Raw genomic sequence first — 15,544 nt, 5'->3', positions numbered from 1 at the left:
AACACTCAGCGGCGGAAGAGCGACAGCAGTTCCTCCGCCCGGTCGGTGCGGGCGATCCAGACCTCGCGTCCCCGCCGCTCCCTGCTGATCAGCCGCGCGGCGTGCAGCCGGTCGCAGTGATAGGTGATCCCACTGGGCGCGATCTTGACGTTGGCGGCCAGCATGCTCATCGTCATGGGCTGGTCCAGCTGGCAGAGCAGTTCGGCGCGCACCGGGCCGACCAGGGCGGACAACTCGTCCACGGCGGGCGCGACGGGCCGGCGCCACAGCGACTCGGCGCCGGGGACGGGGTAGGCGATCCACACCGCGTCGGGATGGTCCAGGCTGACGATCACGGCGTCCTTGCCGGCCAGCATCGGCACCAGGATGATCCGCCGGTTGCCCAGCTCGTACGTGCTGGCCTCGATGTCGGCGATCAGCAGGCCGCGCTCGCCGTACCGGATGCGGTCGTTCAGTGCGCCCAGCAGCAGTTCGGGGCCGCCGCGGACGGAGGTGATGCCGACGCGCTCGATCTCCCGGTCGAGCAGTGGTCGCGCCCGCTGCCAGAGCGGCTCGGTGGTGTGCCATACGTCGTTGAGCGCGGTGGCGTACCCGCGCAGCCAGCGGGCGGGCCGCTCGGCGGCGGCCCTCCAGTGCGTCGGCAGCGCCCCGTCGCCGAACGCCTGCTCCAGGTCCTTGATCAAGGACTCGGGTGGTATGTCGCTCAGCGCGCTCACCTGCGCCGCCACGGACATGTCGTCCATGGGGGTGATCGGCGCGACGCTGTCGGGCACGACGGAGTAGCCGGGGGCGGCGAGCGGAAGGACCGCCTCGCGTCCCAGCGGGCTCACTCTCGACTGGACCGCGCGCCGCCACAGCTCGGGCAGGCCACGCCGGCGGCCGGCCAGCGCGTCGGCGATCATGGCGAGAGCGGTCAGGTTCGGAGAGATCGACACGGACAGCTGAGGAGCGGAGGTCACTCGTAGCTCGCTCCACACGTTCGTTCTGGTTACCGGAGCCCCCACGGGTCGTACTGTAGGCAAAGCTGACGTATCTGGATGGATGCTTCAAATAAGCTTGAAAGATCTGTTGGCGCAGGTCGCCTGGGGCGCATGAGGTGGGGGCCGGACCTGCACCTTCCGGCCCCCACCGGCTATGTGGTCACCCCATGCTCAGGTGATGCGGACGCTCTTGGTCCTCAACCGCATGTGATGCGCTCCGTTCAGGATGTTCCGCCTGTGTTGTTGCAAAAGGAACGTACGTCGCAACGCTCACATCTGACTTACAAGTCACTTACAGCACCAGGTGTAAGCCGAATCCGCTACTGGTCGGCGCGGATCCGGTCGTACAGAAGGCAGATCGCGCCGCTGCCGGTGGTGCTCGTAGCGGTGAGCGACCAGGAGGACCCGGCCGGGCCGTCGGGGAACAGGCGGGCACCGCCGCCGACGAGTTCCGGGCACAGGGTGATGCTGAGCCGGTCCACCTCATCCGCGTCGAGCAGTTGCCGGATGACACTGCTGCTGGCCAGGACGATGATGTCGCCGCCTTCCTCCTGCCGCAGTTCCTTGACGACGGTGGCGGGGGCGGCGGTGGCCAGGCGCGCGTTGTCCCAGTCCACCTGCTCCAGGGTGCTGGAGAAGACGATCTTCTCGACGCCATTGAGCCAGCGCGCGAACGTGCGCGAGTTCGGGTCGGCGTTGTCGTCGTCGGCCACGGCGGGCCAGAAGCCGGCGAAGCCCTGGTAGTTCTTGCGGCCGAGCAGCGCCGTGGTGGCCGGGCCGGTGACCTTCACCATGTGCGAGGTGGAACCGTCGCTGATGGCGTGGGGGACGATCCAGCTCATGTCGTACTCGCCGCCGGGGCCGGTGACGCGTCCGTCAAGAGAGAGGGTGATGTTGGCGACGACGGCACGCTTCTGGGTGCTTTTTCCGGCGGTGGTCATTTCTGGCTCCTTTGTACTGTTCGCTCGGGTTATGGGTCCAGAATGTCGCCGCGGGTGGCAGGCTGTCGTCGTCAGACTTGGTGAGATCCGGTCCGGATTTGAGAGGCGATCAGGGGATGGTGGGGTCGTTCGTCAGCCCGGTGCTGGTCGGCCGGGTGGACGAGATCGCCGCGCTGCGGGCGGCGTACGAGCAGGCCCGGTCGGGGCAGCCGGCCACGGTGCTGGTCTCCGGTGAGGCGGGCATCGGCAAGTCCCGGCTGGTGTCCACCGTGGTGCGGGACCTTCCCGGCGACCCGCTGGTCCTGTCGGGCGGCTGCCTCGAACTCGGCTCGGAGGGGGCCCCGTACGTACCGTTCGTCGCGATCCTGCGCGACCTCGTACGCCGGCTCGGCCGCGACCGGGTGGCGGCGTTCCTGCCGACGGCGGGATCCGCGCTCGGCGACTGGCTGCCGGACCTCGGCCCGGCCCCGGCGCGGTACGCGCGAACCAGGCTGCTGACGGAGATGCTGGCCCTGATCAGCCGGGTCGCGGAGGAGCGGCCGGTCGTCCTGGTCGTGGAGGACCTGCACTGGGCCGACGCATCCAGCCGCGAGCTGTTCGCCTACCTGGTCCGCAATCTGGCGGGTGAGGCCGTCCTCCTGATCGGCACCGTCCGCACCGGCGAGTTGCCCGTGGGCCACCCGAACCGGCGGCTGCTCGCCGAGCTGGGCCGCGGCGGCGACGTGGTGCGCGCCGCCCTCGGCCCGCTGGAGCACCGGCACGTGGCCGAGCTGCTGGAAGCCATCGACGGCCGGCCCCCGGATCGCTCCCGCAGCGGCGGGATCCACCGGCGCAGCGGCGGCAACCCGCTGTTCGTCGAGGCGCTGAGCGACGCGGGCGAGGCGCCGGCCGCCGACCTGCGGACCCTGCTACTCGACCGGATCATCGACCTGCCGGATCCGGCTCGCGAGGTGTTGTCGGCCATGGCGGTGGCCGGCGCCGAGCTGGCCGACGAGATCCTGCGCGAGGTGAGCGCCCTGCCGGAGACCCGGCTCCGGTCCGCGTTGGACGACCTGGCCGGGCGGGATCTCGTGGTGGTCGGCGAGGAAGGGTACGCGATCCGGCACGACCTGATCCGGGAGGCCGTGTACGCCTCACTGCTGCCGGCGCGGCGGCGGAGTACCCACACCCGGTACGCCGCCGCGCTGGCCGCCCGCGCCCCTGACAGCACGGCCCTGGCGGAGCACTGGACGGCCGCCGGCGAGTTCGAGCGGGCCCTGCAGGCCGCGTGGCGCGCGGCCGACCGAGCCGACCGGCAGAACGCCTACGACGAACAGCTCCACCTGCTCGAACTCGTGCTGGCGCGCTGGACGGAGGTCGCCGACCCGTCCCGCCTCATCGACGCCGACCGGACGACCGTGCTGGAACGGGCCGCAGCGGCGGCCTTCGCGGCAGGCAAGTCCGCCGCGGGCGTCGCGCACGGCACCACCGCGCTGGCCGGACTCGACTCGGAGGTGGAGCCGCAGCGGGTGGCCCGGCTGCTCGGCCTGCGGGGCCAGTCGCAGAACCGCGTCGACGGAAGCGGGTGGCACGACCTGGAGCGCGCGGTCACGCTGGTGCCCCCGGGCTCGTCGGACGCCCTGCGCAGCCGCCTGCTGTCCGCGCTGAGCTTCGTCGGCGTCGCGGCACTCCGCCACGAGCAGAGCCGGCGGTACGCGACCGAGGCACTGGCCATCGCCGAACGGCTCGGCGATGACGGCCTGCGGGCACCCGCGCTGCTGGTGCTGGCCGCGCTCGACGGTCAGGCCGGCGGGTTCGAGCCGGCCAGGCGCACCTTCGCCGAGGCGCGCCGCGTCGCGGAGACGGCCGGCGATGAGCACACGTTCCTGACCACGTTCCAGTGGGAGGCGGGGCTCATCGAAGCCGTCGGCCAGTACGAGCAGGCGGCCGAGCTCGCCCGCGCCGGGCAGCTGGCCGCCGAGCGGCTCGGCCGGGCCCGGTCGCGCGGCAGCATGCTCGCCGTGGCCCGCGCGATCCACCTGCGCTTCCTGGGCCGGTGGGACGAGGCCGTGGAGGTCGTCCAGAACGCCCTCGCCGACGGGCCGCCGCCGCTCTACGCCGCGTTCATGCGCCTGGTGGCCGCGGACATCGCGCGCTGCCGGGGCGAGAACGACCGGTTCGAGATGCTGTTCCGCCAGGTGGCCGAGTTCGCTCGGCACGCCGTCGGAGCGGCCGAGGCGAAGGCCGAGTTCAGCGTCCAGCGCATCGCCTGGGCGGTCGAGCAGGGCGATCCGGAGCTGGCCGACCGCGTCCTCGGCGAGCACCTGACGGCGGCGGCCACCTGGCCGACGCACGAGGTGATGCGGCTCGCGGTGCTCGGGGCCCGGGTCCAGCGTGCCCGGCGGGCCGCGGCGCCGCGAAACCGGCGGGTCGCCGCCGAGAGCGCCGACCGGCTGGCGGAGCTGGCCCGCGTGATCGACGCGGTGCGCGCCGTGACGCCGGCGCTCACCGCATACCGGCTCACCTTCCAGGCGGAGGCCGTGTCCGGCGAGCTGCCCTCCTGGGACCGGGCCGCCGCGGCGTGGCGCGACCTCGGCAACCGGTACGAGACGGCACTCGTGCTGACCGGCGCCGCGGGCGCCGCGCTCGCGTCGAACAACCGGCCCGGCGCCCGCTCCCGGCTGCGCGAGGCCCGCGCGGTCGCCGCCGAGCTGGGCGCCGCACCGCTGCTGACCCGCATCGACGATCTCGCCGTCCGCGGCCAGCTGGGGGACGACGCGAGCACCCCGGCACGCAACGACTTCGGCCTGACCCGCCGCGAGCTCGACGTGCTGCGGGTGCTCGTCCGTGGCCGGTCGAACCCGCAGATCGCCGCAGAACTGTTCATCACGGCCAACACCGTGGCCACGCACGTGGCCAGGATCCTCGTCAAGCTCGGCGTCGCCACGCGGACCGAGGCCGCCACCCGAGCCCACGACACCGGCCTTCTCGACCCCTGACGCGTCAGATGTCCTGTTCCGTCACGAACATCCCTTGACATCGCGGATGTAACGAGTTAGTTTCCTCGAAACCTAGGATTAACGTTCACGTGAACGTTCATCCTGGCGGCTGAAAGCGTATACGGAAGGACGTCTTGGGCGTGGAGACGACTCATGATCCGGCCGGGGACCTGCGTCGCGCGTTGATCGCGGCGGACCCCAGACTTTCGAAGTTCAACCCCCTCCCCCGCATACTCGCCTTCGACGAGTTCAACACCGGAACGCACGGCTGGACCGAACTCATCGGCAATCACGACGGCTACGGGAATCTCGACAAGGTCGACGTCCACATGCGCGACTTCCGGCCGCCACAGCTCAGCTCCTGCGATTTCTTCGACATCGGCACCCATGGCGCGATGAGCGGCAACTACGCGCTGAAGGTGGCGACCAGGCCGGTGACGGGGCACACCGCCGTGGCGATCCGCCGGCTGACCATGGCCCAGCGCGGTGTGGTGCAGTTCGAGACGTACTTCACCTACAAGAGCGAGGCGGCGACCGCGGAGACCTCGCTCGGCGACACCTTCGGCGACGTGGTCTGGGACGGGAACCTGCACCCGTCGGAGGCCCAGTTCGGCGCGTTCACGGTGGCCACGGACCTGTGCGACGGCGAGGGCATCCGCTACCACTGCGTCGCCCGCTACCAGAACACCGACCTGGACAACAAGCTCACCCGGCGCTGGGTCTACCCGGTGGTGCCCGAGCCGACGCCCAGGGACAACCTGCACAACCAGGAGAACCTGTCCCCCACCGAGGACTTCACGGCGCCGGACCCCGCCGACTGGCACGCCTTCGACGAGGACCCCCAGAACCTCTGCTACAACGAGGTCCCGACCAAGGTGAATTGGCATTATCTGCGCTGGCAGTTCGACACACGCACCCGGACGAATATCGAGCTCCAGGTCAATGACCGGGTCATGGACATGCGCCAGATCCCGGTGCCGCAGTATCCGGACAAATACGAGGGCCTGGAGAACCTGCTCAACTTCTACGTGAGCGTGCGTACCCATTCTCCGGTCCGCAACTTTCTCTTCCTCGATTCCGCACTGATTTCCGTGGATTGGTGACGCCGGCATGAAGCACGCTCTTACCGCGGTTCTGGAGCGGAACACCACTTTCACCGACGACTTCACGACCGAACCGTACGAGGCCGGCTGGGCGACCGAGGCGCGCTGGTTCGTACGGACCCTGGGCCTGGAAGGCGAGCTGCGCCTGGTCACCCAGGTCTCCCCCGACGGGCTGCACTGGTGCGACGACGACGAGACCCCCGTGCGGGTGGTCACCGAGCCGGGCCAGGTGACCTGGCGGGTCCGGGAGTTCGGTCACTGGCTGCGGCTGCGGGCCCACCTCACCGGGGCCGATCCCCAGGCGAAGATCCTCGTCTACCTGGCACTGAAGAGCTGACGGGAGCAACCGACATGGCAGCAATGGACGAGGTGGACAGGCGCCGGCCTCGGGGATCCGTACCTCGATGATGTGGTTCAAGGACACCGGCCCGCTGGCGACCGAGCTGGCGCAGTCGCTCATCTCGGCCTGGGCCAAGGTGGGCGTCATCGTGGAGCAGCAGCAGATCGAGAAGGCGGCCTGGATCAAGCGGCTGACGGCCCTCGACTGGGACATCGAGCTCCAGGTCAACACGGTGACCACCGGCGACGCCGACTACACCCTGGGCCGGCTCTACACCAGCACGGCCAACCGCATGGGCTACGCGAACAAGGAGCTCGACGGCATCCTCGCCGAAGCCCGCTCGACCGCCGACCAGGAGAAGCGCACGTCGCTCTACGGCAAGGCGTGCGAGATCATCTGGCGGGACGCGGTCGGCGTCTTCCCCGCGGCACTGTCCAGCACGTACGGGCTGCGCTCCACGGTCAAGGGCTTCACCCCGGCGGCCAACAGCCAGCCCGAGTTCCGCACGGTGTCGACCGCGGAGTGATGCCCGTGCACCTCCATCGAACCTGGGGACACCATGCCTGAGGGCCACCGGACGACCCTGAAGGACATCGCCGAGAGCCTCGGCGTGTCCGTCAACACCGTTTCGCGGGCGCTGTCCGACAAGGACAGCGTCGGCGTGGAGACCAGGAACCGCGTCAAGGCCGAGGCGGAGCGGCTCGGCTACGTACCCAACGTCACGGCCCGCTCGCTGGTGCTGGGCTCCGCGAGCACGCTGGGCATGGTGATCACCAATCCGTCCAACCCGTTCTACGCGCAGCTCATCAGCGGCATGGAGCAGCACTGCCGTAAGCACGGCTACTCGCTGCTACTCATGGCGACGGAGGAGAGCCTGGACAACGAGCGGCGCGCGGCCGAGGAGCTGCTGCGCCGCGGCGTCGACGGGGTGCTCGTGGTGACGGTGCAGGAGGGCGCCGAGCACTGGCGCCGGTTCCGGTCCGCCGGGGTGCCGCTCGTGCTGATCAGCCGGGACGTTCCCGAGCTGAACACCGATCTGGTGGGCGTCGACCATGTCCTGGGCGGCTACGAGGCCGCCCGGCACGCCATCGCGCGGGGCGCCAGGAAGATCTGCTTCCTGGAAGAGGACCTGGGCGTCTCGTCGGTCACCGACCGCGTGGCGGGCTACCACCGGGCCATGGCCGAGGCCGGGCTGCCCGTGGAGCCGGACACCGTGATCAAGGTGCCGACCAGGCGGCTGGAGCAGAGCGCCATGCCCTGGGACCCCGGGGAGGCCTACCGGCTGGCCAAGGACGTGCTCCGGACGGCGCGACGGCCGATGGCCTTCGTCGCGGGCAACGACTACTTCGCGCTCGGCGTCTACCGGGTGGCCGACGAGGCCGGGCTGCGGATCCCGGAGGACGTGCTCGTGGTCGGCTACGGCGGCCACCCGTTCGCCCCGTACGTCATCCCCTCCCTCACCACGGTCGAGCTGCCGGCGGCGGAGATCGCCGTGTCCGCCGTGGACCACATGCTCCGGCGGCTGACGCGCCCGCCGGCGGAGGGACCCCCGGAGAAGATCCTCTTCCCGCCCCGGCTGGTCGAGCGGGCGTCGAGCGGAGGCGGCAGATGACCGGCTTCGTCGGGCGCCGGCTGGCCCAGGCGCTGCTCCAGATCTGGGGCGCCATCACCATCGTCTTCGTCGCCCTCCGGGTGCTGCCCGGCGACCCCGCCGAGCTGATCCTGGGCAGCCAGGCGACGCCGGAGCAGCTGGCCGCTTTGCGGGCGCAGCTGGGGCTGGACGATCCGCTGCCGGTCCAATATCTGCACCACCTCCAGGGTCTCCTGAGCCTCGACTTCGGCCAGTCGTGGCGGCAGGGCATGGGCGCTCTCGACGCCTGCCTGGAACGGCTGGGGCCGACGCTGGTCCTGTCCGCCTGGGCCATGGTGTTCACCGTGGTGCTGGGCTTCCTCACCGGCTCGTACGCGGCCCGGCACGCCAACTCCCTGGCCGACCGCCTGATCTCGGTGTCCTCGCTGGTCGGCCAGGCATTGCCGCCCTTCTGGATCGGCATCATGCTCTCGCTGATCTTCGCTAGGGGACTGCAGATCCTGCCCAGCACGGCCGACGGCACCATGGCGAGCCTGCTCCTGCCCGCCTTCACGCTCGCGCTGCCGTTCGTGGGCTGGCTGGGCCGGCTCGTACGGACCGGCGTGCTGGAGGAGATGAACCAGGACTACGTCCGTACGGCCCGCGCCAAGGGGCTGAGCGACCGGGTCGTCTTCTACATCCACGTCCTGCGCAACACCCTGGTCCCGGTGGTGACCATGTACGGGCCGGGGAGACCGTGGGCCTGGTCGGCGAGTCCGGCTGCGGCAAGTCCACGATCGCCAGGACCATCGTCGGACTGGTCCGCCCGTCCAGCGGTCAGGTGCTGTTCGAGGGCCGCGACCTGGCGACGCTGCCTGCCAGGGAGCTGCGCGGGCTCCGCCAGGACGTCCAGCTGGTCTTCCAGGATCCGTACGCCTCGCTCAACCCGCGGATGACCGTCTCCGCCCTGATCAAGGAGGCGTGGCGGATCCATCCGGGGATAGTGCCGCGGGAGCAGTGGGACGAGGAGGTGCGCGGGCTGCTGGACCGCGTCGGCCTGCGTCCCGAGCACGCCGACAGGTATCCGCACCAGTTCTCCGGAGGTCAGCGGCAGCGCATCAGCATCGCCCGCGCGCTGTCCGTGCGGCCGCGGCTGATCGTCTGCGACGAGGCCGTGTCCGCTCTGGACGTGTCGGTACGGGCGCAGATACTCAACCTGCTCGACGAGCTGCGGCGCGACCTGGGGGTCGCCTACCTGTTCATCTCCCACGATCTGGGCGTCGTGCACCACATCTGCGACCGGGTCGCGGTGATGTACCTGGGCAAGATCGTCGAGGTCGGTACGAAGGAGAGCGTCTATCTGCGGCCGTCCCACCCGTACACCCAGGCCCTGCTGTCGGCGGCACCGAGCCTCGACGACTGGCGGGACGGCGGGCGGCAGGAAATCGTGCTGAACGGCGATGTTCCCTCACCGTTGAACCCGCCGTCAGGCTGCCGTTTCCGGACGCGCTGCTGGCGGGCCCAGGATCGATGCCGGGTCGAGGAGCCGCGGCTCCTCGACCGCGGCACCGGCCATCCCGTGGCCTGCCATTTCCCCGAGACCGACCCGTCCTGACGAGCCCCCGGCGGGCGGGACGGATCCGGCCGCCTCGTGAAGGAGCGATCGATGTCGAACAGAGTCCTGTCCGCCCTGGTGGGCGCCGTCATACTGACGGCCCTGCTGGCTGGGGGCGGCCCGGCCACAGCGGCGGCGAGTGCCACGACCTGCGCGGGCGCACCGAACGAGCCGGTCACCAAGGGCGCGGTCTTCAACGACCCGGTGGGGGGCGACCCAACCGCCATCGTCCGGCGCCTCTGCGGCCTGATCCACCAGACCCCCGCCGGCGCCCGGATCCAGGTCGCCCACTTCGTCATGTCCGGCCAGGCGGGCACGGACTTCGCCGGCGAGCTGATCAAGGCGCACCAGCGGGGCGTCGAGGTGCGGGTGATCCTGGACGGCGACACGCGCGGCGCGACCGTGGCCACGCAGCTCGCGACCGCGCTCGGCACGGACATCTCCGCGAGCTCCTACCTGCACGTCTGCACCGGCCCGCCGTCGGGCGGCACGGCGGCCTGCGTTGGCAGCAAGGGCCAGCACAACAAGTTCTACCTGTTCTCGCGGACCGGCAACGCCTCCGACGTGGTGGTGCAGTCGTCGGCCAACCTCACCGACCTGAACTCCGCGACGTACTGGAACAACGCGGTCATACTCCCCCGGGACAAGAAGCTGTACCGAGCGTATGACAGCTACTTCCAGGATCTGGCGGCGGAGCGGAAGAACCCCGACTACTACCGCAGCACCACGAGCCGTTCCGGACAGGCCTGGTTCTTCCCCCGCGCCGGGACGGACGTCACCACCGACACCGTCGCCGAGCACCTCGCGCGGGTCCGCTGCACTCCCGGTACGCAGATCCGCGTCGGCATGTCGGAATGGGACACCTACCGCATCGCCATTCCCGAGAAGCTGCGTGACCTGGCCGCTCAGGGCTGCTCGGTCAAGATCGTCTACGGCATCATGGCCGACGAGGTCAAGCAGCTGCTGCTGGCCGAGCCCCGGATCGAGCTGCGCACGCTGGGCACCGGCGACGCGCTGCCCGGCCGGATCCACTCCAAGTACCTGCTCATCGAGGGCTCCTACGACCGCGACGCCCACGCCCAGGTCGTGCTGACGGGCAGCCACAACTACATCGAGAGCTCGCTGCGCCGCAACGACGAGACCCTGCTGCGGCTCGACGACCGGGCCTTGTACCGCCAGTACGTGGCCAACTTCGAGCGGCTGCGCGCGGTCGCGCCCCTGGCGTCCGCGTCCTGACCCACGCTGTCCCTGTTCTGACCACGCTGTCCCTGCCCTGACCCGCTCCGCGCGCCGCCTTGACCCGCTCCGCGCGCCGTCAGCCGTCCGCGCCGGGACGGCCCAGACGGTGCGCGGGCACGGGGATCGAGGGGAACGGGTTGTCCGGCAGCAGGATCACCCGGCGGGCCTGATCACCCTGGAGAGCGGCGTCCAGGTGCAGGAGCGCGGCGCCGATGCCGGCCGCGCCGACCATGTAGCCCGTGTCCGCCGACACCTCGCCGGGGCGCAACCGCCGATACGCCTGGTACCAGCGCAACCCCCGCCCGTCGTGGTCGACCGCGCGGCCGATCAGGTGCTCGGCGAGCACGCTCGCGAAGTCCAGGTACGACTTGCGCCCCGTCGCCGCCCACAGCCCCACGAACAGCTCCAACAGCCCGGCCGTGCCGCAGCACTGGCAGGAGACGTTCCAGAAGCCGGGGGTACGGCGGTGCGGGACGCCGCTCTCGACGATGCCGTGCGCCAGCCGCTCGCACCAGGCCAGGTCATCGGCCTCGCCCGTGACCCGGTACAGCTCGTAGAACAGCCGCGCCACCCCGGCCGAGCCCGAGCAGAAGCCCAGATAGTGCAGCCCCCGGCCCTGCGGTACGTGGTGCGGCACGGCGGCGCACCTCCCGGCCACGACGCTGACCATCCGGACGAAGCCGGCGCCTCTGCGGGCCGCGTCGAGGAAGAGCGGGTCGCCGGTGACGCCGTACAGGCGGGCGAGCAGGAACGCCGTGCCCGCCGTGCCGGACAGGAAGCCCGGGGTGACGGCGTCCACCGGCAGATCCGCCCGGCCACCGGCCGCGTCACCGGGCTTTCCCGGCAGGTCGGAGCAGTCACCGGCCCAGGTCTGCGCGTCGGGCAGGCCGGTGGAGTCACCGAATCGGTGGCCGGGCACGGCCAGGCGGGCGATGCGGGTGCCCGCCTCGACGGCCAGGTCCTGGTAGGCGGGCATGCCGAGCATCGAGGAGGTGTGCAGCAGGCCGAGCACCACGCCGCCGTCACCGCTCTGCGCGGGATCGCGCGACCAGCCGGGCCCTCCGTCGAGCGGGCGGGCGGAGCGGACGATCCGGTCGGCGGCGGCCACGGCGGCCTCCTCGAACTCCCCGTCCCCCAGCACCCAACCGGCCTCGGCGAGCGCGACCACCGTGCCGGACAGGCCGTGATAGAGCGACAGGCTGGTCTGGTTCGCCCAGGTCGCGGAGAGGTAGCGGGCGCCCGCGCGGGCCTCCTCGAGGTAGGCCTCGTGGCCCGTCGCCGCGGCCAGCTCCAGGAAGAACAGCACGATGCCCGCCGCCCCCGCGTAGAGCGAGGCCGGTTCGGCGGCGAGGGCCGACCTGCCCCGGGGGTCGGGGTTGGCCCGCCAGTGCCGGCCGCGCTCGTCGTCGACGGCCGCCGAGCGGATCCAGCGGCCGGCCATGATGGCGGCGGTCAGCGGTGTCTCAGCACGCTCGCTCGATGAGCGCGTCCGATCCAAGCTCATGCCGACCATTATCCCACACATTTGGTAGGAAATTAAGGGTTGGCGTCACCGCTTTCCGGGCACTTAGCCACTTTCCGGGCAGTCAGCCACCGTCGAGGGGCGAGGGCGTCGCGGCGGCTTCCACGGGGACGCGCCCACGGCGGATCATGGTGGTCGCGGCCGACAGCCCGAACAGGGCGGCGCCCGGCGGCCCGATGATCCACATGGGCCAGAAGTACACCAGGTGCGCGTCGGAGACGCTGAGCATGACCCAGACCACGACGTTGATCGACACCTTCACGGCCCAGATCGCCCAGAGGATCCTGAGCCATCTCGGCAGCGTCGCCAGCAGCCCGGCCGAAACCGCCGCCCCACGTGGCGCGGGCTGCGGTTTCGCCTTCGCGCGCGGCAGGTCGCCCAGGAGATCAGCCAGTTCGCCGTACGTCACCGCCTGGAAGGCCCGGCCCAGCCGGTCGTCGTACTCCTGCATGCTCAGGCGGCCCTCGGCCAGCGCGGAGCTGAGCCGTTCGGCGACCACCTCGCGATCGCCGTCCGACGCCCGGATCTTTCGCCGCTCGTTCATCGGTTCTCCTTGAGCGTGGAGTCTTTCGGCGTGAGCCGTGGGGAGGATGTCGCGGTCTCGCGGGCGAGCAGGCGGTCGATGGCGGCCCGCTCGGCGTCGTGGGTGTTGTCGTCATCGCGGCGGCGCTCGGCCATCGCGGTCAGGTAGGGCAGCACGGCCGGGCGGTCGACGGCGTCGGCGAACGCCTTCGCCATGAGGAGGCGCCCGGCCCGCCGGACCGGCCCGGACACGGGGGCGGCGGCGATGATCAGCCAGGTGCACGCCACGTCGGCGGCCGGCGCGCCACGGCCGGCGTTCGCCCAGTCGATGACCCGGGGACCGTCGCCGGTGACGAGCACGTTGCCGGGGTGCAGGTCCAGGTGGAGCAGGTTGTTGCCGGGCGCCCCCTCGGCGGCGGGCAGCCAGCCGGGCGCGCGTACGGTGGCCAGCCGCTGGAGCAACTCCACCAGGAGGCGCCCGTACGCGGGCGCGCGCCATGGCCGCCGGGTGGCCTCGCGCGACACGCTGCGGCCCACGACCCGCTCCATGAGGATGTCGGCCCCGTCGGCGTCGAAGACCTCGGGCGCCGGAAAGCCCTGCCTTCGGGCGTGCCGCATGACCGACGCCTCGCGTTCGAGGCTGCGGCCGTCGCGGGCCCGCCGGATCACCTTGCCGGTCCCGGCCTCGTACACGTCGCAGTCCTGTCCTGCCGCGAGCAACGTTCCCACACGCATGGTGGTCAGATTATGCGGTAAAGGTGAGTCATTCTAGTTGTGCGATAACCGGTGCACTGGCAGCAAATTACCGTCATTTGATGACAGCGGGTCCGTAGTGCGGACTTACCAGTTATGGCGGCCAAATCCCGCCGCCGGTCGGTGGCCTACTCTTTCGTGCCACTTCCTGCCATCGGCCACCTGGGCCGGCTCCCGCTATCGTAGCCAGCAACACCCAGTTAATCGTATTCAACCGATTAATTTCCGACAAAGGGTAGACGTCGCATTCGGTGTGAATACTGGAGGAGGTGACACATTGCTGGAGGCAATCGATCTTGTCAAGTGTTATGGCCCGGTCAGAGCCCTCGACGAGTTCAGCCTGAGCGTGGCCGCGGGCGAGATCGTCGGGCTCGTGGGGCACAACGGCGCGGGCAAGACGACCTTCGTGGAGATCGTGTCGTACCTGACCCGTCCGGACGGCGGCCACGTCACCATCGACGGTAAGCCACCGTCCGCCGTCAAAGGCCAGGTCGGCGTCGCACCGCAGCACATCGCGCTCTACCCGTCCGTCAGCGTCAGGGAGCACCTGGAGCTGTTCGGCAAGCTGGCCGGGCTGCGTGGCCAGGCGCTCACCACCGCCATCGACGACATCGTGGCCGCCCTGCGGCTGAGCGACTTCATCGACCGGCACGCGGCGGTCCTGTCCGGCGGCCAGCAGCGCAGGACCCAGGCGGCCACCGCGCTCATCCACCGGCCGGCGCTGCTGCTGCTCGACGAGCCGACGGCCGGCGCCGACCTGGAGACCAGGCAGGCGATGCTCGACGTGGTCAAGCAGCGCGCGGGCGAGGGCGCCGCCGTCGTCTACACCACCCACTACCTGCCCGAGCTCACCGAGCTCCAGGCCACGATCGCGGTCGTCAGGGACGGCCGGGTCATCGCCAGGGGCACCCACGAGGAGCTGGTCGACGGCCTGCCCGGCGAGGTGCAGCTCACCTTCGACAACGAAGAGGAGATCACGGTCTCGACCACCCACCCGGCCAACACCCTGATCGACCTGCTCAGCCGTGCCGACCGCCCGATCAGCACCGTCGACGTGCGCAACCCCTCCCTCGACGACCTCTACCGATCCCTGGCGGTCAGCAATGCTCCTTGACACCCCCCACACCCAGCAACGGGTCGAACCTCCACCGCCCGCGGGCCTGGTCGAGAACCTGCGCGGCGCCGCGTACCGCATCGGCGCGCTGGCCAAGCACAACACGCTCATCCGGCTGCGCGACCCGGGCCAGATGATCAGCTACGTCGCCATGCCGATGGTGCTCATGCTGGTGCTCAAGCCGCTGTACGTCCGGGCCGTCGAAGGCGGCGCCACGCAGGTGGCGACCGGGCTGATGGTGATGTTCTCGGTGTTCGCGATCTCCATCGCGGGCAACGCGATCCTCGTCGAGCGCACCTGGCGCACCTGGGACCGCCTGCGCGCCAGCCGCGCCCCGGCGACCGAACTGCTGCTCGGCAAGACCATCCCGATCTTCGTGGTGATGGTCGTGCAGCAGTCGATCCTGCTGGTGTACGGCTGCCTCGTCATCGGGCTGCCGATCCCGAAGGCCCCGCAGTACGTGGTCTTCGCGATCGCGATCTGGGCCTTCGCGCTGCTCTCGATCGGCGCGGCACTGGCCACGATCGTCCGCAGCCACGGGGAGCTCAGCGTGATCTCCGACGTCGGCGCCCTGACGCTCAGCTCGCTGGGCGGCGCCCTGGTGCCGTTGAGCATCATGCCCGAGTGGGCCCAGGTGGCCGCGCACATCTCGCCCGGCTACTGGGCCCTGACGATGATGCAGGCCGCGGTCCGCGGAGACGCGGCGGGCACCCTGGCACCGGCCGGGGTGCTGCTGGCGATCGGCCTCGTCGCCGGCACGTTCGCCGTCCGCAGGCTCACGCGCGGATGGGGGCGCGGACACCTGCTCTGAAGTGCCGACCCGCGGTCAGGGGGCCGCGGGTCGCTCGCCTTTCTGTCGGTAATTCA

The 15,544-nt window shown here is 70.8% G+C and carries 14 protein-coding genes and 1 pseudogene; 10 read left to right on the top strand and 5 right to left on the bottom strand.

The window, feature by feature from the left end; genetic code table 11:
- Nucleotides 1-5: 5 nt before the first annotated feature.
- On the bottom strand, nt 6-1,004 hold the full coding sequence (locus AB0B61_RS01540; RefSeq protein ID WP_358426247.1) for a winged helix-turn-helix domain-containing protein: 999 nt from the start codon (nt 1,002-1,004) through the stop codon (nt 6-8).
- A 296-nt stretch (nt 1,005-1,300) separates the two neighbouring features.
- On the bottom strand, nt 1,301-1,921 hold the full coding sequence (locus tag AB0B61_RS01535; RefSeq protein ID WP_358426244.1) for a dihydrofolate reductase family protein: 621 nt from the start codon (nt 1,919-1,921) through the stop codon (nt 1,301-1,303).
- A 116-nt stretch (nt 1,922-2,037) separates the two neighbouring features.
- Between AB0B61_RS01535 and AB0B61_RS01530 the strand changes: the two genes are divergently transcribed.
- From AB0B61_RS01530 to AB0B61_RS01495, 8 genes and pseudogenes are all read left to right on the top strand, one after another.
- Nucleotides 2,038-4,899 (top strand): AAA family ATPase, encoded by a 2,862-nt coding sequence (locus AB0B61_RS01530; RefSeq protein WP_358426241.1) that lies wholly within the window; start codon nt 2,038-2,040, stop codon nt 4,897-4,899.
- Between the two features lie 140 nt (nt 4,900-5,039).
- Complete coding sequence (locus AB0B61_RS01525) at nt 5,040-6,002, top strand: DUF6772 family protein (protein WP_358426235.1); 963 nt, start codon at nt 5,040-5,042, stop codon at nt 6,000-6,002.
- Nucleotides 6,003-6,009: 7 nt separating this feature from the next.
- Nucleotides 6,010-6,339 (top strand): hypothetical protein, encoded by a 330-nt coding sequence (locus AB0B61_RS01520; protein WP_358426232.1) that lies wholly within the window; start codon nt 6,010-6,012, stop codon nt 6,337-6,339.
- Nucleotides 6,340-6,406: 67 nt separating this feature from the next.
- Complete coding sequence (locus AB0B61_RS01515) at nt 6,407-6,868, top strand: hypothetical protein (protein ID WP_358426229.1); 462 nt, start codon at nt 6,407-6,409, stop codon at nt 6,866-6,868.
- 33 nt (nt 6,869-6,901) lie between these two features.
- Nucleotides 6,902-7,954 carry a LacI family DNA-binding transcriptional regulator gene (locus tag AB0B61_RS01510; protein ID WP_358426226.1) on the top strand — a complete coding sequence of 351 codons (1,053 nt, stop codon included), beginning with the start codon at nt 6,902-6,904 and terminating at the stop codon, nt 7,952-7,954.
- Nucleotides 7,951-8,628, top strand: a pseudogene (locus AB0B61_RS01505) (ABC transporter permease); the annotation flags it as partial. The gene AB0B61_RS01510 and the pseudogene AB0B61_RS01505, both read left to right, overlap by 4 nt.
- A gap of 41 nt (nt 8,629-8,669) precedes the next feature.
- Nucleotides 8,670-9,527 (top strand): oligopeptide/dipeptide ABC transporter ATP-binding protein, encoded by an 858-nt coding sequence (locus tag AB0B61_RS01500; RefSeq protein WP_358426224.1) that lies wholly within the window; start codon nt 8,670-8,672, stop codon nt 9,525-9,527.
- A 51-nt stretch (nt 9,528-9,578) separates the two neighbouring features.
- Complete coding sequence (locus AB0B61_RS01495; RefSeq protein WP_358426221.1) at nt 9,579-10,763, top strand: phospholipase D-like domain-containing protein; 1,185 nt, start codon at nt 9,579-9,581, stop codon at nt 10,761-10,763.
- 79 nt (nt 10,764-10,842) lie between these two features.
- On the opposite strand, the gene AB0B61_RS01490 is transcribed toward AB0B61_RS01495, so the two are convergent.
- From AB0B61_RS01490 to AB0B61_RS01480, 3 genes are all read right to left on the bottom strand, one after another.
- Nucleotides 10,843-12,270 (bottom strand): lanthionine synthetase LanC family protein, encoded by a 1,428-nt coding sequence (locus AB0B61_RS01490; protein WP_358426219.1) that lies wholly within the window; start codon nt 12,268-12,270, stop codon nt 10,843-10,845.
- A gap of 82 nt (nt 12,271-12,352) precedes the next feature.
- Nucleotides 12,353-12,832 carry a DUF1707 domain-containing protein gene (locus AB0B61_RS01485; protein WP_358426215.1) on the bottom strand — a complete coding sequence of 160 codons (480 nt, stop codon included), beginning with the start codon at nt 12,830-12,832 and terminating at the stop codon, nt 12,353-12,355.
- Nucleotides 12,829-13,545, bottom strand: coding sequence for a phosphotransferase (locus tag AB0B61_RS01480; protein WP_358426212.1), 717 nt, complete (start codon nt 13,543-13,545; stop codon nt 12,829-12,831). Before AB0B61_RS01480 ends, AB0B61_RS01485 begins: the two co-directional genes overlap by 4 nt.
- Before the next feature lie 295 nt (nt 13,546-13,840).
- Here AB0B61_RS01480 and AB0B61_RS01475 point away from each other — a divergent pair, with 295 nt between their 5' ends.
- Nucleotides 13,841-14,677: an ABC transporter ATP-binding protein gene (locus tag AB0B61_RS01475; protein WP_358426209.1), complete on the top strand. Its 837-nt coding sequence runs from the start codon at nt 13,841-13,843 to the stop codon at nt 14,675-14,677.
- Nucleotides 14,667-15,488, top strand: coding sequence for an ABC transporter permease (locus AB0B61_RS01470; protein ID WP_358426206.1), 822 nt, complete (start codon nt 14,667-14,669; stop codon nt 15,486-15,488). Before AB0B61_RS01475 ends, AB0B61_RS01470 begins: the two co-directional genes overlap by 11 nt.
- Nucleotides 15,489-15,544 lie beyond the last annotated feature (56 nt).

This window comes from Nonomuraea sp. NPDC049158, assembly GCF_040648335.1.
Lineage (GTDB): Bacteria > Actinomycetota > Actinomycetes > Streptosporangiales > Streptosporangiaceae > Nonomuraea.
The sequence above is the reverse complement of the archived record's forward strand: the minus strand, read 5'-3'. Positions and strand labels throughout refer to the sequence as shown.

Excerpts from the sequence above, each read along its gene's own strand:
- AB0B61_RS01485 (WP_358426215.1), bottom strand. The coding sequence starts at position 12,832 with ATGAACGAGCGGCGAAAGATCCGGGCGTCGGACGGCGATCGCGAGGTG.
- AB0B61_RS01520 (WP_358426232.1), top strand. The coding sequence starts at position 6,010 with ATGAAGCACGCTCTTACCGCGGTTCTGGAGCGGAACACCACTTTCACC.
- AB0B61_RS01490 (WP_358426219.1), bottom strand. The coding sequence starts at position 12,270 with ATGAGCTTGGATCGGACGCGCTCATCGAGCGAGCGTGCTGAGACACCG.
- AB0B61_RS01495 (WP_358426221.1), top strand. The coding sequence starts at position 9,579 with ATGTCGAACAGAGTCCTGTCCGCCCTGGTGGGCGCCGTCATACTGACG.
- AB0B61_RS01515 (WP_358426229.1), top strand. The coding sequence starts at position 6,407 with ATGATGTGGTTCAAGGACACCGGCCCGCTGGCGACCGAGCTGGCGCAG.
- AB0B61_RS01510 (WP_358426226.1), top strand. The coding sequence starts at position 6,902 with ATGCCTGAGGGCCACCGGACGACCCTGAAGGACATCGCCGAGAGCCTC.
- AB0B61_RS01530 (WP_358426241.1), top strand. The coding sequence starts at position 2,038 with ATGGTGGGGTCGTTCGTCAGCCCGGTGCTGGTCGGCCGGGTGGACGAG.
- AB0B61_RS01480 (WP_358426212.1), bottom strand. The coding sequence starts at position 13,545 with ATGCGTGTGGGAACGTTGCTCGCGGCAGGACAGGACTGCGACGTGTAC.
- AB0B61_RS01535 (WP_358426244.1), bottom strand. The coding sequence starts at position 1,921 with ATGACCACCGCCGGAAAAAGCACCCAGAAGCGTGCCGTCGTCGCCAAC.
- AB0B61_RS01470 (WP_358426206.1), top strand. The coding sequence starts at position 14,667 with ATGCTCCTTGACACCCCCCACACCCAGCAACGGGTCGAACCTCCACCG.